The sequence below is a fragment of the Luteimonas sp. GW821-FHT14E02 genome (assembly GCF_058803905.1).
Window position 1 is genome coordinate 639,363 of record NZ_JBXAPK010000001.1, and the last position, 13,499, is coordinate 652,861.

The window sequence follows — 13,499 nt, forward strand, 5'->3', positions numbered from 1 at the left end:
CGCTTGCCGTGAACTGGGAGGGCTCAACCCGAGGTTTTGGCCGTGCCGGCGGCGGGCGGCGCGGTTATCGCGACGGCCGCTTTCGCATGCCGCAGGAAATCGCTGACGTACCAGCGCCCATCGATGCGCTCCACGCCCACCACCGCGTCGATGGGCTGTCCGGCGAAGTGGTAGCGCATGCGGATCTGGGCGGTGTCGCCGGTTTGCGACTGCAAGGTGGCGTCGAGGGTGTCGAGGCCGGCGTCGATGTCGAGCCCGTAGCCGGTCAACACTTGCTTGCAGACCCGGGAGAATTCCGTGAGCCGGCGCAGGCTGTCCTGCATGCCGAGGCGGGCGAAGTCCGCTTCCATGGCCAGCCCGGTCTTGCGCGCTGTCGCGGCCAGCAGGGGGATCGCGGCCTTCGCCCGTTCCGGGTCGGACAGTGGTGCGGCCTGCGCCCAGCGCGTGGCGGCGACGATGAGCTGGCTGTAATGCTCGCGCTCGCTTTCGCTGAAGTCGCCTTCGTTGCGCACGTATTGCGCGGTGAACAGGCCGAGGGTGGCGGCGGTGGATTTCAGTTCGGCGTCGGCGTTGGCGAACTGGCGATTGAAGTCGGCGCGCAGGCGGGTTTCCGAGCCGGGTCTGGTCAGCGTCGCGAGCAGCTGCGGGATGCGTTCGCCCAGCGGCAGCTCGTCGAGCGGCCAGCGCGTGCGGCCTTCGCGCCAGGCGGTTTCAAGTTGCGCATGCACGGTCGGCGGCACGGCATCGCGTGCGAAGGCGGCCAGGTCGTTGTCGCGCAGGTGGCGGGTCAGCTGAGTGACGGCTTGCGCCGGGCGTTCGGCGCCCGGTGGCGTCTGCGTTGTCGTCGTGTGGCCGTCGGGTTGGCGCTGGCAGGCGGTGGCGCAGACGAGCAGCAGCCATGCGGCAGAGAACGCGAGTCTCCGGAATCGATGTCGCATGCGGCAGCTTCTCCCCCTGGGCGGGGCATCTTGGCGGCGCCCCCGCGAGCCGGCAAGGACCCGCCTCGCAGAATCGGGATTCTTCAGAACGGGATTCTCAGAGCTGGGATTCTGCGCGCGCGCCGTGCGAGGTGTGGTTACAGGTCGCGCACCACCCAGTCGCGCGGGCTGTCGGTCAGCGGAATCTCGACCGCGGCCTCGGCCACTTCCTCCGGCGTCTTGCCGGCCTTCCATGCCGCCGCGATCGTCGCCAGCCGCTCGCGGGTGGCGCGGGTGTAGGCGCCTTCCAGTTCGTTCTGCGCGTCGGCGGCGAGCTTCTGCGGATACAGGGCGCGAGCGTCGTCGCTGTGATTGAACAGCGCGATCAGCCGCGCCAGCGTGGTGCGGAAGGCGTCGGCGCCGAGCGCGATGCGCTGCGTGCGCTGCAGATACCAGACGGTGAGGTATTCCACCGGCCCTAGCATGCGCTGTGGCGTGGCGCCGAAGAACTGGCCTGAGAAGACGTTGCCCGACAGCGGACCGGCCGACAGCAGCTCGCCGCTGTCCGGCACCCGCGTCGCGCCCCACGAGTTCAGCGCGCCGCCGGGCATGTCCATGCGCCGCAGCGCGGTGCCGAAGGTTTCGGCGAGCAGGCGCTTGGCATCGTCGTCGTCGCTTTCGGCGATCACGCCGAGCACGCGCAGGAACAGGGGATAGCCCGCTTCCGAATGGCTTGCTTCGCCCATCCGCCGCGCCAGCCGCTTGAGCACCGCGAGCCGGTATTCCGGATCCTCGTGCGCGCCGAGCACGGCCACCAAACGGCTGGCGGCCGATCGCAGGGCGGCGGGGGATGGAATGTCGGTCATGGGGAATGCGGAATGAAGCGAATCAATGAAAAGCTAATGGCGGCTGGAAGGCCGCCAGTCTAGAGCTTCATCAGGGGTGGCGGCTCAGGCCGCGTCGACGGCCGGCTGTTCCAGCGGTGCGGCGATCGCTTCGGGGGCCTGCGCGGCGGCGTCGGCCAGGGACAGGGCGCTGAATTGCGCCTGCAGATCCGGTTCGCTGTCGAGATGGTGCGGGCCTTCCTGATCCCAGGCGCGGGCCTGGAGGATGCCTTCGCCGGCGTCCTGGACCGCGGCCGGTGCCGGCTGGAGGCCTGGATCCTGGACGAGTCCCTGCTGCTGCGGGTCGAGCGCGACCTGCCCATGCACCTGGTCGAGGCCGGGTGCGGTGAGGCGAGGATCGGTCGGGCTGCTGATACCGCTCATGGACAGAGAGTTCGGGGGAACCTGGCAATGGCCGCATTGGCGGCGATGGAGGGAATTTATCGCGGCGGCCAGGGCCGGGGCAGCTAGGGGTAACCCTAGATGTCGAGCCTTGCCGCCGGCGCGGAGCCCTCGCCTTGCCTGGCGTTCAGGCACCGGCCGCGCAACGGGGTCCGGGCACACGGGTCATGCTAGCCTGCCGCGGCCATTGCTTCCACAGGTGAGCCCGCATGGCCGACAAGGACCAGGGCGCCGACAAGACCGAACCGCCTACCCAGAAAAAGATCCGCGACGCCCGCAAGGAAGGCAATGTCGCCAAGAGCAAGGAGCTGACCAGCACCGTGCTCGTGCTCGGCTGGCTGGTGGGCGGCTGGCTGATGATGGGGTTCATGTACGGCAAGCTGCAGGAGCTGTTCGAGCTCAGCTTCAGTGCGATCGGCAAGCCATTCGATACCGCCGTGCGCGAAGTGGCCGCCGGCGCCTTCGACGTGCTGCTGTGGCTGACTCTGCCGCTGCTGGTGCTGGCGCTGTTCCTGGGCGTGCTGGTGGAATTCCTGCAGGTCGGGCCGATCCTGTCGATGAAGAAGCTGGCGCCCAAGCTCGACCAGATGAATCCGGTCGAGGGCCTCAAGAAGATGTTCACGCTCGACAACCTGGTCGAGCTGGTGAAATCGATCATCAAGAGCGCCTTCCTGCTCTTCATCGGCGGCGTCGTGCTCTGGGGCATGTTGCCGTCGCTGCTGCGGCTGATCGGCTCGCCGCCGATCGCGATCGGCTCGGCGGTCTGGTACGCGCTGGTGCGCATCGGCGTGTGGACGATCTTCGTGTTCTTCTTCGTCTCCGCGCTCGATGTCTGGTACCAGAAGTTCACCTACACCAAGAAGCTGCGCATGAGCCGGCGCGACATCCGCCAGGAGGTGAAGGAGAACGAAGGTGATCCCTACATCAAATCGCGGCGCCGCCAGTTGCATCAGGAGTGGTCGCAGCAGAACATGCTCAACGCCGTGCGCGGAGCCAACGTCGTCGTGACCAATCCCACCCACATCGCCATCGCCCTGCAGTACGAACACGGTGTCGACGACCTGCCGATCGTGGTCGCCAAGGGTGAGGATTACGACGCCGAGCAGATCAAGAAGGCGGCCGAGGAAGCCGGCATCCCGATCCTGCAGAACATCGAACTGGCGCGCGGGTTGAACGAGAAGATCGAACTCGACCACTACATCAGCGACGAATTCTTCGAAGCCGTGGCTGAAGTGCTGCACTGGGCGGAGAGCGTGCGGCGCAATCGCGGCGAAGAGACGGGGAGCGAGTAGGGCGGGCCTTGGCCCGCCATCGCCATGATTCCGTCGGCGGCAGCTTCCGGCGAAATGGCAGGCGCGTTGCGATGGCAATGGCGGGCCGAGGCCCGCCCTACCCGAAGACCTTCTGCAGCATCTCCAGGAACCCATGCTGGTCGCCCAGCCGCCTCAGCACGAACTCCACCAGCGAACCAAGCAGCAGCAGGATGATCGCCGTTGCCAGCCACGCCTTGATCGGCAGCGTCATCGCGAACACGTTGAGCGAGGGCGCGTAGCGGTTCACCAGGCCGAAGGAGATGTCGATGATCAGCAGGATCACCATCGCCGGCGCGGCCAGCAGCAGCGCCGCGGTCATCATGTAGCCGAACTGGCCGACGAAGGCGGACAGGCCGCCGGGATGCAGGTTCGGCCAGAACGAGGTGACCGGCCACACCGAATAACTCGACATCAGCAGATCGAGGAAGATCAGGAACGCGCCGCTGGCCATGAACAGCCACGCCGCCAGCTGCGATAGGAACTGTCCGTGCAGCGACGACTGATGACCCTGGATCGGATCCATGATCGAGGCCATGCTCATGCCGATCTGCGTGTCGAGGATGTTGCCGGCCGCGCCGATCGCCCAGAACACGATGCCAAAGCAGAAGCCCAGCGCGATGCCGAGGAACAGTTCCTTGAGCAGGATCGGCACCATGTCGGTGACGGGCATGCCGCCGGCCGGCAGACCCGCGAGCGCGACCGGCAGGGCGACGATCGCCAGGCTCACCAGGAAGCTGTTGCGCACCAGCGCCGGCATGTTCTCGGCGGTGATCAGCGGCAGCATCAGGAACGCGCCGATCACGCGCGGCAGGGTCAACCCGAGCGCGAGGAGGGGATTGCCGAGCAATTCGTACTGCACGGTTCGGCTCAGCGCACCATGCCAGGGAAATCGAGAAACAAACGATCAGCAAAGGTGTACAGCGTGCCGCCGATCAGCGCCGCGGTGACGAACAGCGTGACCACGATCGTGAAGAACTTCAGCGCGTAGGCGAACGTCTGTTCCTGCAATTGCGTAGCCGCCTGCAGGAAGGCCACCAGCAAGCCGACCAATGCGGCCGCGCCGACCGGCGGGCCTGAAAGAATCAGCGTCAGCCAGAGTGCTTGTTTGGTGAGTTCGAGGACTTCGCCCATGGAATTGGTCCTCTCAGTTCCCGTAAGTCAGCACGAGCCCGTGCACGAGCTTCGCCCAACCGTCGATCAGCACGAACAGCAGCAGCTTGAACGGCAGCGACACCGTGGTCGGCGAGAGCATCATCATGCCGAGCGCGAGCAGGATGTTGGACACCACCAGATCGATAATCAGGAACGGCAGGAAGATCAGGAAGCCGATCTGGAACGCCGCCGTCAGTTCGCTGACGGTGAAGGCCGGAATGATCACGATGAAATCGTTGGCGGTGATGTCGTTGCGCTTGGCCGGCGGCAGCAGGCGTTGCGCACTCTGCAGGAAGAACTCGCGCTCGGCGTCGTGCGAATGCTTGAGCAGGAAGCCGCGCAGCGGTTCCTTGCCGGCCTGCGCCAGGGCGAGCAGGCGTTCCACGCCCTTGGCAGGCAAGGGCGGCAGCGTCGCCTGCGGGGGCGGTGCCGCATTGGCGGCGGGCGCAGCCGGCGCTGCCGGGCTGCCGTCGGTGACGTTGGCGAAAGGATCCTGGGCGTTCTGCTCGGCGTTGACGACGGCTTCGGCCTCGGCCTGCTCGCCCGCCGCGGCCGCGGGCGAACTCGGAACCGCCGCCGGTGGCGGCGTCTGCGCTTGCGGCGGCGGCGCGCTCTGCGCGGGCGGCGTGGTGATGATGGAGGTCGCCGGCGGCGGCAATCCCTGCTTGCGTGCCTCGATCGCGGCGTTGGTGTCGAGGATCACCGGATACATCACATAGATCGACAGCACGATCGCCAGGCCGTTGATGACCACGTTCGGCGGCACCTGCTGCAGGCCGAGCGCGTTGCGCAGCAGGCTGAGCACGACCACTATCTTGGTGAACGAGGTGACCATCACCGCCACGAATGGCGCCAGCGCCAGGCTGACGACGGTCACCAGGATGAGTGCCGGGTCGAGGGTGCTGAAATCCATAAGGTCAGGGCCTGCCTTTGCGCGTCAAAGGGAATGTACGAGGTCGAATTTTTTACCCGTCATTCCCGCCTTCGCGGGAATGACGGGCAGAGGCTATCAACCCCACGCCAACAACCGCACGCCGAGCGTGTCGCCCACAGCCACGATTTCGCCGCGTCCGGCACGGCTGCCGTTGGCGCGGATGGTCACGTTGGCGCCTTCCAGATGCGAAGGCAGCGCGAACACGTAGCCCGGTTGCAGCGAAGCGAGATCGCCCACCGTCAACTCGATCTGGCCGATGTCGAACACCACCTGCACCGGCAGGCGGCGCGCCGGATGATCTTCGACGGCGGCTTCGCCGCCGTCTTCTTCGGGAAGGTCGGATTCGTTCATCGTCATGGAAAGCTCCGGAGCATCTCGTAGGAAAGCGGGTGGTATGGTCACCGTCCTGGCCTCGGCTTCGACGCGCCAGCCTCCCGGCGTGGGCGCGAGCGGCCAGGCGCGGCCGCGGGCATGGGCTTCGAACACCGGCGGCGCGCGGCGGTTGCCGGCGAGGATCACGTCGCCGGGCTGCAGTTCGTCCCACTCGTCCTGATCGAGGACCGGGCCGGCGCATTCCAACGTCACCTGCGCGGGCAGATCCAGCCACTGCGTGACCTCGGGCAGCGGATCGTCGGCGTAGACCGGTTCGGCGCGCGCCAGCAGGCGATCCAGCCACGCGGTCGGGAAGCGGATCGCGCCGCGCGTGCGCGCCGGCTGCGGCGCGCCGCCCTCGGCGGGCTCGTCGTCGATGGAGAAACTGAACCAGAGCGCGTCGCCGTCCTCGGGCGGCGCCGACTCCACCGGCAGCAGCGAGATGCCGAGCCCTTCGCTCAGACGCATCAGCTGCGGTTCGTGCGCGAGGCTCCAGGCCAGCATGCGCGAGCGTCCGCTGTAGTCGCTCCAGCGCAGGCCCGGTTGCAGCGGCGCGCCTGCATCCAGGCGCAGCGGCAGCACGGTGCCGTCGGCGTCCACGTGGAAGGTTTCGGCGGCGGTGCCGGCCGCGCCCGGCCAGAACGTGAGCATGCCGCCATCGTTGAGGAACCAGCGCTGCGCGCTGCCGAAGAAGCGCCGCAATGCCTGCGCCTGCAGCGGGCGCAGTGTCGGGATGCGTCCGCGCAGCGATGCGGCTTGCTGTGCGTCTTGTGTCACAGCTGCGGCGTTACCCATGGCCCAGCGCCACCTTCATCAATTCGGGCAGCGAGCGTACCCCGAGTTTGTTCATCATGTTCGCGCGGTGCAGTTCCACGGTCTTGATGCTGATGCCGAGCACGTCGGCGATGATCTTGTTCGGCTTGCTGGCCACCACGAGGTCGAGCACCTGGCGTTCGCGCGGGCTCAGCTTGGCCAGGCAGTCGGCCTGCGCGCCGCCGGCGTGGCGGTTGCGCGCGTTGACCAGCGCGGCGCGGATGGCTTCGATCAGGGCTTCGTCGTCGAAGGGCTTTTCGAGGAAGTTGGACGCGCCCTTGCGCATCGCCTCCACCGCCAGCGGCACGTCGCCGTGCGCGGTCACGAACACCAATGGCAGCGCGATGCCGCGGTGCAGCAGCTCTTCCTGCAATTGCAGGCCGCTCATTTCCGGCATGCGGATGTCGGAGATCAGGCATTCGGACGCGTCGGCCGGGCGCGTGCCCGCCTGCGCCTCCAGGAAGGCCGGGCCGGAGGCGAAGGCCTGCACCTCGAATCCCGCCGTTTCCAGCAGCCACGCGGTGGAATCGCGGAAACCGTCGTTGTCGTCGACCAGATAGATGCGCGCTTCACTCATGGATCACCTCTCGCCAAATCGCGGGAGGGTGAAACCGAAGATGCTGCCGCCGCCCTCGCGCGGTTCGAAGAATAGCCGTCCTTTGTGATACTCGATGATCGAGCGGCAAATCGCCAGCCCGATGCCGAGTCCGTCGTTCTTGGTGGTGAAGAACGGCGAGAACAGCTGGCCTTGTTGCGCGGACGTGAGGCCGGCGCCGCGATCGGCGACGCGCACTTCCACCTCGTCGTCGAGATTGACGCGGCCCTCGATGCGCAGTTCGCGCTGCGTGGCCGGTACCTCGCGCATCGCCTCGATCGCGTTCTTGGTCAGGTTCAGCAGCACCTGCTCGATCATCACGCGATCGGCGTACACCGGCGGCAGCGAGGGCGCCAGCAGCACGTCGATGCGCAATTGCAGGCGTTCGGCTTCCAGGCGCAGCAATTCCATCACGGTGGCGGCCATCACGCTGACGTCCTGCTCGCTGCGCTTGGGCTCGCGTGCGCGCACGAACTCGCGCACGCGCGCGATCACCGCCGAGGCGTGCTCGGCCTGCGTGCGCGCGGCGGTGAGCGCGCGCTCGACCTGCGCCGGGCCGCCGGCCTGGCCGACCAGGCGCAGGCTGCCGTTCAAGTAATTCATGATCGCCGCCAGCGGCTGGTTCAACTCGTGCGCGAGCGTGGCCGCCATCTCGCCGACCGACATCATGCGCGAGGTGAACAGCAGCTTCTCCTGCTGGCTCTTGCGCGAATCCAGCGCCTCGATGCGTTCGCTGATGTCGACCGCGGTGAGCACCGACAGCGCCTGCCCGTCGTGCTCGGCCTCGCCCCAGTGCAGCGCGTACCAGCGTCCGCTGTGCGGGGTGTGCACGTCCTGCGGCGGCGCACCGGCGCCGACGACGTCGGCGTGCAGGGCGGTGAGCAGGGCGTCGCGGCGGACGTGCTCGGGCAGGGCCGAGAAGGCATCGAGGAAGCGCTGGTTGGCCGCCACCAGGGCGCCGTCCTTGTCCGCGTAGGCGGCGCAGGCGAACGGCACGGCTTCCAGCAGCGGGCCGGGGCCGGCGACGGGGTGCGGCCTGGCGCGAGGCGCGGTCATGGCGCGACTACCGATACCGGCCGTCCCGGCCGCGCACCGCCCTGCGGACGGCGGCGTGGCAGACGACAGCGCGCGGCCCTGCTACGGTAATCGCCGCGTTTCCGCTCCGCCCCGCCGGGTCCCATGCTCCAGAATCGTTCGCAAAACCGAGTGTCCCGGTCGTGGTTGCCGGCCATCCTCATCCCCCTGGTCTGCGGCTGGGCCGGCCCGGTGCTGGCCGCCGTCACCGCCTCAACGCCGGCGGCGGGCGCACCGGCTGACACCCCGTCCATGACGGGTGAACTGCTCGGGATTGTGCTGCCGCTGGCTTTGATCATTCTCGCCCTGTTTGCCGTGCTGCATGTCGCGCGGAGACGTTTCGGCCTGACCGGGCAGAACGCCACCCCGCTGACGATCCTACAGATTCTTCCCGTGGGCCCGAGGGAGCGGATCGTGCTGGTCAAATCACGGTCCGGGCGGGTGTTCGCCGTGGGAGTGGCGGGCCAAGGGGTGACATTCCTCACGGACCTCGACCCCGGCGATCTGGTCGCGCCGGAGACCCCCGAACCGGCAGCCCCCCCTGCGGTCGAGGGCACCGGTATACCCCGCTCACGTTAAGATTTTGTGATGCCAAGTCCGGAATTTCACCCTGCCCCGACTCAGGCCCGGGCCTCGAATTCATTTAGATGAGCGCAGTGGGCATTGTCGCGCCATCGTCACGCCATCTTCACGTCTTCGGCGCGCTGGCGGTATATCGTAATTCGCCAATTTGTGACGCATGAGGTCAGGGGAAGAATGCGCCAGGTTCGCGATCTCGCCGCAGGGCGAGGCGTTACGGTTTCTCTTTCTTTCCGGGCGTGCCCGGATGCCGACGTCTCCGGATCAGGTCCGGGGCAGCCTCTGCGCGTAGGCCACGCTTTCGCAACGACCGACGTCCGCGGAGACCGCCCATGCGCTCGCTGATCGATTCCATCATGGCCGCCCCGGCCGGGACCGGGCCGCGCCTGCGCACCGGCTACAGCGACATCGTCCTCGCCTTCGCGGCGGTGACGATCATCAGCGTGATGATCCTGCCGCTGCCGTTGATCGCGATCGACATCCTGGTGGCGTTCAACATCTCGATCGGCTTCGGCCTGCTGCTGCTGTCGATCTACATCCCCACGCCGGTCGCGTTCTCCAGCTTCCCGAGCGTGCTGCTGCTGACCACGCTGTTCCGGCTCGCGCTGTCGATAGCGATCACGCGCTCGATCCTGCTCAACGCCGAGGCGGGCCACATCGTCAACACCTTCGGCACCATGGTGGCCGGCGGCAATCTGGTGGTCGGCCTGGTGGTGTTCATGATCATCACCGTGGTGCAGTTCATCGTCGTCGCCAAGGGCGCCGAGCGCGTGGCGGAAGTGGCCGCGCGCTTCACTCTCGACGCCATGCCCGGCAAGCAGCTGTCGATCGACTCGGACCTGCGCTCGGGCCTGATCGACAAGGACGAGGCGCGCCGCAAGCGCCGCCTGCTGGAAGTGGAAAGCCAGCTGCACGGCAGCCTCGACGGCGCCATGAAGTTCGTGAAGGGCGATGCCATCGCCGGCATCGTCATCATCATCATCAACCTGCTCGGCGGTCTGGCGGTCGGCGTGCTGCAACATGGCATGGACCTCGGCACCGCGACGCACACCTACAGCATCCTCACCATCGGCGACGGCCTGGTGTCGCAGATTCCCGCCATCCTCGCCACGATCGCCGCGGGCCTGGTGGTGACGCGCACCGCGGGCGAGCAGGACGACCGGCATCTCGGCGAGGCGATCACCCGGCAGATCTCCGGACAGCCGCGCGTGATGCTGATCACCGGCTGCCTGGCCTTGCTGATGATGTTCGTGCCGGGATTCCCCTGGCAGGTGTTCCTGGTGCTGGGCGTCGCGCTGCTGACGATGTCGGCCTGGCGCTATCGCCATCATTTCGAACTGCTGCGCCGCGCCTTCCGCGTCACCGAGGAGGAAGTGGCGGGCGTGCACAAGCCGGCCGAAGCCGAGGACCTCGCCCCGCCCGCGCCGCTGCTGCTCGAACTGGCGCCGGCGCTGTCGGTCGGCGGTGGCAACGAACCCGTGCGTGCGCGCATCGCCGAGATCACGCAGAAGATGCGCGAGGAATTTGGCGTACCGGTGCCGATGCCGCAGGTGCGCGCGAACGAAGCGCTCGGCGAAGGCGAATATCGCCTCAGCGCGCATGGCGCCCGTGTCGCGTCCGGCCGCCTGCGCTTCGATGCGCATTTCCGCGCGCCGCGCATGGCCAGCGATGCCGCGCCCAAGCTGGCCGGCTTCTTCCCGCCGCTGGCCGGCGAGTGGGTGAGCGAGGCGGGCGAGGACACGCGCGTGCCGCTGGACGTGATCGCCGACCATGTGCGCAGCGCCCTGCAGCGCCGCATGGGCAGCTTCATCGGCATCCAGGAAACCTCGAACCTGTTCGCGCGCATGCAGCGCGACTACCCCGATCTGGTCAAGGAAATGCTGCGCGTGGTCGCGCCGCAGCGCGTGGCCGACGTGCTGCGCCGTCTCGCCGAGGAAGGCGTGCCGGTGCGCAACCTGCGCGATGCCTTCGAGGCGATCACCGACGTCGGCGGGCGCGAGAAGGACGTGGTGCTGCTCACCGAATATGTGCGCGTGGCCCTGAAGCGCGAGATCGCCGATCGTTATGCTGATGCCGACCGCACGCTGCACGTGTTGCTGATCCATCCGGAACTGGAAGACAAGCTGCGGCAGTCGGTGCGCGTGGCCGGCGGCGCCAGCCAGCTGGCGATCTCGCCCGAACTGGCCGCGCGCCTGGGCAGCGAAGTGCGCTCGCATCTGGCGCGGCAGGCGGCTGGCGTGCGCCCGGTGCTGCTGTGCTCGCTGGATGTGAGACGCCACCTGCGCAAGCTGATGGAAGTGGATTTCTTCGAGCTGCCGGTCCTGTCGTATCAGGAACTCGCTCCCGATCTGCGCATCGTGCAGGCCGGGCAGATCAATGCATGACGGAAGCCTCGAGCGGTCGTCGAGGTTTCCGGCACAAGGACGCGCCGAACCCGTATTCAGGCAGGAATGCCTGAATGCGGTGTCCAATTTAGGTTGATCGGGTTCATCCCGAATTGGGCAAACCGGGTCCATCGTTCGTGCGCAGACAGATGTTCAAGACGGCCACGACGCGAAGGACTCGGGAACTCCCTAGGTAGCTAAGTCACAAACCGCGGTAGATCATCCGCAAGTGAGTCGAACCATGTCTTCCAGCCACGACAATGCCACTGCCCGCCCCGGGAAAGGGGATGGCACGCAGGTGCTGCGCATCCTGTCGGGCCTGCACGCCGGCGCGGGACGCACGCTGGCGTCCCGCGAAATGATCCTCGTCGGCAGCGGCGAGGACTGCGACATCGTGCTGGCCGATGCCGGCGTCGCCCGGCATCACGCCTTGATCAACCTGCTCGGCGACGTGTCCTCGTTGCGCGCGCTCGACGCGCCGCTGCGCATCGACGGCCAGCCGCTGAACCCCGGCGATCCGGTCGAGCTGCGCCCGTTGCAGCGCATCCAGATCGGCGAGGCCGCGATCGCCTACGGCACCGAGGACGACCCGGGCTGGGCCACCCTGCAACCGGGCAACACCGGTTTCAGCGCCGCCGCCGCGCGCGTGAGCAGCGCCGGCATGCGCCGGCTGCCGATGATCGCCGCCATCGCGGTGCTGTCCTTGGCCGCCCTGGCGGTGTTCGCCGCGGTGATGCCTTCACACAAGCAGAAGGTGGATACCGACGCCGAGGCCAAGGCGCTGGTGCACGACTTCCAGATCTACAAGGGTGGCCTGTCCAACGACGGCACCGGCCTGACCCTGTCGGGCATCGTCCCCGACCGCGCCACCACCGACCGCATCCAGCGCCGCATCCAGGAGAAGGACCTGCCGGTGGCGCTGAACCTGCGCACCGGCGAGCAGATCGCCGCCGACGTGGGCGAAGTGCTGCGCACCACCCTGCCCGGCGTGGACATCAAGACCCGCTATCTGGGCGAGGGCAATGTCGAGGTCGCCGGCTACTTCCCGGACATGGTCGCATTGCAGCGGGTGGCGCAATCGAGGGCCATGCGCGACGTGCGCGGCCTGACCCGCATCGTGCCGAAGAACCAGACGGCACTGGCCATCGGCCAGGGCCCGGCCAACGCGCCGCCGCCCGCGGCCAGCGCGCCGCCTCCGCCGACCCGGATCATTTCCATCGTGCGCGGCAAGGATGCGCATCTGGTGGGCATGGACGGCCAGACCTACGCGGTCGGTGCCGATATCCCCGGCCTGGGCAAGCTGCTGTCGATCGGCGAGACCGCGCAGGTGCTGGGCCACGACGGCGCGCCGCACAGGGTCCTGGTGCAGCCGGTGACCGCCCAGGAACTGGCCGCGGCGGCCGATCAGAAATTGGCGGATGAGGCCAAGGCCGCCGGGACACCGGCTGCCGCGCCGGCCTCCGCCGCGGCTCCGGCGCCTCAACCCGCCGCAAATCCCAAGCCGGCGACAAGCGGCTCCAAATCCCCGTCGGCAGGCGCCACCCCTGCCGGTGACAAGTCAAAAAAGATGTAAGGTTGTCCCAAGCGCAGTCCGTCACAAGATTTCACACCGTCTTAACGCTGATTCATCACCTTTATCACCACATCGTTGTAATCCGGTCCACCGACCGTTATCCACGAGGAGACATGCAAGATGAACACGATTGATCAGAGCCAACTGCTCGGTTTCGTAGGCAAGGCCACCGTCGGTGGCGTTTCCGCCGGTAGCGGCAGTGGCGGTAGCAGCGGCAGCGGTTGGCTGCGCGCGCTGGCCGAAAGCGCCAAGAGCACCCTCGACGCCCAGGCCAACAAGATCACCAGCCTGTCGGACGCCCTGTCCGCCGGTGCCGACAAGCCGTCCGACGTCATCAACGTCACCACGGCCGCCATGGAAATGCAGTTCAAGTCCACGAGCGTGAACACCCAGCTCACCAGCGCCAGCGAAGCGATGAAGAAGGTCGCCGAAAGCAGGTAACCGGCTTGATGTAGAGCCACCGCTTGAGGGGGATACCGGTCCCGGTACGCGGTTGTCAGCGTTCCG

At 67.5% G+C, this 13,499-nt stretch carries 14 protein-coding genes; 5 read left to right on the plus strand and 9 right to left on the minus strand.

Features of this window, described 5'->3' with window-relative positions; all coding sequences use genetic code 11:
• Positions 1-23 precede the first annotated feature (23 nt).
• From AC1RNP_RS02745 to AC1RNP_RS02755, 3 genes are all read right to left on the minus strand, one after another.
• The gene (locus tag AC1RNP_RS02745) at positions 24-938 is read right to left on the minus strand and encodes a hypothetical protein (protein WP_493049707.1); all 915 of its coding nucleotides are present in this window, start codon (positions 936-938) and stop codon (positions 24-26) included.
• A 137-nt stretch (positions 939-1,075) separates the two neighbouring features.
• The gene (locus tag AC1RNP_RS02750) at positions 1,076-1,783 is read right to left on the minus strand and encodes a hypothetical protein (protein WP_493049708.1); all 708 of its coding nucleotides are present in this window, start codon (positions 1,781-1,783) and stop codon (positions 1,076-1,078) included.
• Positions 1,784-1,867: 84 nt separating this feature from the next.
• Positions 1,868-2,185 carry a hypothetical protein gene (locus AC1RNP_RS02755; protein ID WP_493049709.1) on the minus strand — a complete coding sequence of 106 codons (318 nt, stop codon included), beginning with the start codon at positions 2,183-2,185 and terminating at the stop codon, positions 1,868-1,870.
• A gap of 227 nt (positions 2,186-2,412) precedes the next feature.
• On the opposite strand from AC1RNP_RS02755, the gene sctU reads away from it, so the two are divergent.
• Positions 2,413-3,495 (plus strand): type III secretion system export apparatus subunit SctU, encoded by a 1,083-nt coding sequence (gene sctU / locus AC1RNP_RS02760; protein ID WP_493049710.1) that lies wholly within the window; start codon positions 2,413-2,415, stop codon positions 3,493-3,495.
• A gap of 97 nt (positions 3,496-3,592) precedes the next feature.
• On the opposite strand, the gene sctT is transcribed toward sctU, so the two are convergent.
• The 6 genes from sctT to AC1RNP_RS02790 all read right to left on the minus strand — a co-directional run bounded on the left by sctT (position 3,593) and on the right by AC1RNP_RS02790 (position 8,438).
• On the minus strand, positions 3,593-4,375 hold the full coding sequence (gene sctT, locus AC1RNP_RS02765; protein ID WP_493049711.1) for a type III secretion system export apparatus subunit SctT: 783 nt from the start codon (positions 4,373-4,375) through the stop codon (positions 3,593-3,595).
• An 8-nt stretch (positions 4,376-4,383) separates the two neighbouring features.
• On the minus strand, positions 4,384-4,647 hold the full coding sequence (sctS, locus tag AC1RNP_RS02770; protein WP_226467221.1) for a type III secretion system export apparatus subunit SctS: 264 nt from the start codon (positions 4,645-4,647) through the stop codon (positions 4,384-4,386).
• Positions 4,648-4,660: 13 nt separating this feature from the next.
• A complete protein-coding gene (locus AC1RNP_RS02775) occupies positions 4,661-5,581 on the minus strand; it encodes an EscR/YscR/HrcR family type III secretion system export apparatus protein (protein WP_493049712.1) in 921 nt (306 codons plus the stop codon).
• Positions 5,582-5,677: 96 nt separating this feature from the next.
• Positions 5,678-6,769, minus strand: a complete 1,092-nt coding sequence (gene sctQ, locus AC1RNP_RS02780) for a type III secretion system cytoplasmic ring protein SctQ (RefSeq protein WP_493049713.1) — start codon at positions 6,767-6,769, stop codon at positions 5,678-5,680.
• Positions 6,762-7,364, minus strand: a complete 603-nt coding sequence (locus AC1RNP_RS02785; protein WP_493049714.1) for a response regulator transcription factor — start codon at positions 7,362-7,364, stop codon at positions 6,762-6,764. Before AC1RNP_RS02785 ends, sctQ begins: the two co-directional genes overlap by 8 nt.
• A gap of 3 nt (positions 7,365-7,367) precedes the next feature.
• Entirely contained in the window at positions 7,368-8,438 is a 1,071-nt protein-coding gene (locus AC1RNP_RS02790; RefSeq protein ID WP_493049715.1) for a sensor histidine kinase, read from the minus strand.
• Between the two features lie 123 nt (positions 8,439-8,561).
• On the opposite strand from AC1RNP_RS02790, the gene AC1RNP_RS02795 reads away from it, so the two are divergent.
• From AC1RNP_RS02795 to AC1RNP_RS02810, 4 genes are all read left to right on the plus strand, one after another.
• On the plus strand, positions 8,562-9,035 hold the full coding sequence (locus AC1RNP_RS02795; protein ID WP_493049716.1) for a flagellar biosynthetic protein FliO: 474 nt from the start codon (positions 8,562-8,564) through the stop codon (positions 9,033-9,035).
• 332 nt (positions 9,036-9,367) lie between these two features.
• A complete protein-coding gene (gene sctV, locus AC1RNP_RS02800) occupies positions 9,368-11,419 on the plus strand; it encodes a type III secretion system export apparatus subunit SctV (protein WP_493049717.1) in 2,052 nt (683 codons plus the stop codon).
• Between the two features lie 241 nt (positions 11,420-11,660).
• Positions 11,661-12,992, plus strand: a complete 1,332-nt coding sequence (locus AC1RNP_RS02805) for an FHA domain-containing protein (RefSeq protein WP_493049718.1) — start codon at positions 11,661-11,663, stop codon at positions 12,990-12,992.
• Positions 12,993-13,112: 120 nt separating this feature from the next.
• A complete protein-coding gene (locus AC1RNP_RS02810) occupies positions 13,113-13,433 on the plus strand; it encodes a hypothetical protein (protein WP_493049719.1) in 321 nt (106 codons plus the stop codon).
• The last annotated feature ends 66 nt before the right edge of the window (positions 13,434-13,499 follow it).

Coding starts and splice junctions, on each gene's coding strand:
- AC1RNP_RS02745 (WP_493049707.1), bottom strand. CDS start 938: ATGCGACATCGATTCCGGAGACTCGCGTTCTCTGCCGCATGGCTGCTG.
- AC1RNP_RS02750 (WP_493049708.1), bottom strand. CDS start 1,783: ATGACCGACATTCCATCCCCCGCCGCCCTGCGATCGGCCGCCAGCCGT.
- AC1RNP_RS02755 (WP_493049709.1), bottom strand. CDS start 2,185: ATGAGCGGTATCAGCAGCCCGACCGATCCTCGCCTCACCGCACCCGGC.
- sctU (WP_493049710.1), top strand. CDS start 2,413: ATGGCCGACAAGGACCAGGGCGCCGACAAGACCGAACCGCCTACCCAG.
- sctS (WP_226467221.1), bottom strand. CDS start 4,647: ATGGGCGAAGTCCTCGAACTCACCAAACAAGCACTCTGGCTGACGCTG.
- AC1RNP_RS02775 (WP_493049712.1), bottom strand. CDS start 5,581: ATGGATTTCAGCACCCTCGACCCGGCACTCATCCTGGTGACCGTCGTC.
- sctQ (WP_493049713.1), bottom strand. CDS start 6,769: ATGGGTAACGCCGCAGCTGTGACACAAGACGCACAGCAAGCCGCATCG.
- AC1RNP_RS02785 (WP_493049714.1), bottom strand. CDS start 7,364: ATGAGTGAAGCGCGCATCTATCTGGTCGACGACAACGACGGTTTCCGC.
- AC1RNP_RS02790 (WP_493049715.1), bottom strand. CDS start 8,438: ATGACCGCGCCTCGCGCCAGGCCGCACCCCGTCGCCGGCCCCGGCCCG.
- AC1RNP_RS02795 (WP_493049716.1), top strand. CDS start 8,562: ATGCTCCAGAATCGTTCGCAAAACCGAGTGTCCCGGTCGTGGTTGCCG.
- sctV (WP_493049717.1), top strand. CDS start 9,368: ATGCGCTCGCTGATCGATTCCATCATGGCCGCCCCGGCCGGGACCGGG.
- AC1RNP_RS02805 (WP_493049718.1), top strand. CDS start 11,661: ATGTCTTCCAGCCACGACAATGCCACTGCCCGCCCCGGGAAAGGGGAT.
- AC1RNP_RS02810 (WP_493049719.1), top strand. CDS start 13,113: ATGAACACGATTGATCAGAGCCAACTGCTCGGTTTCGTAGGCAAGGCC.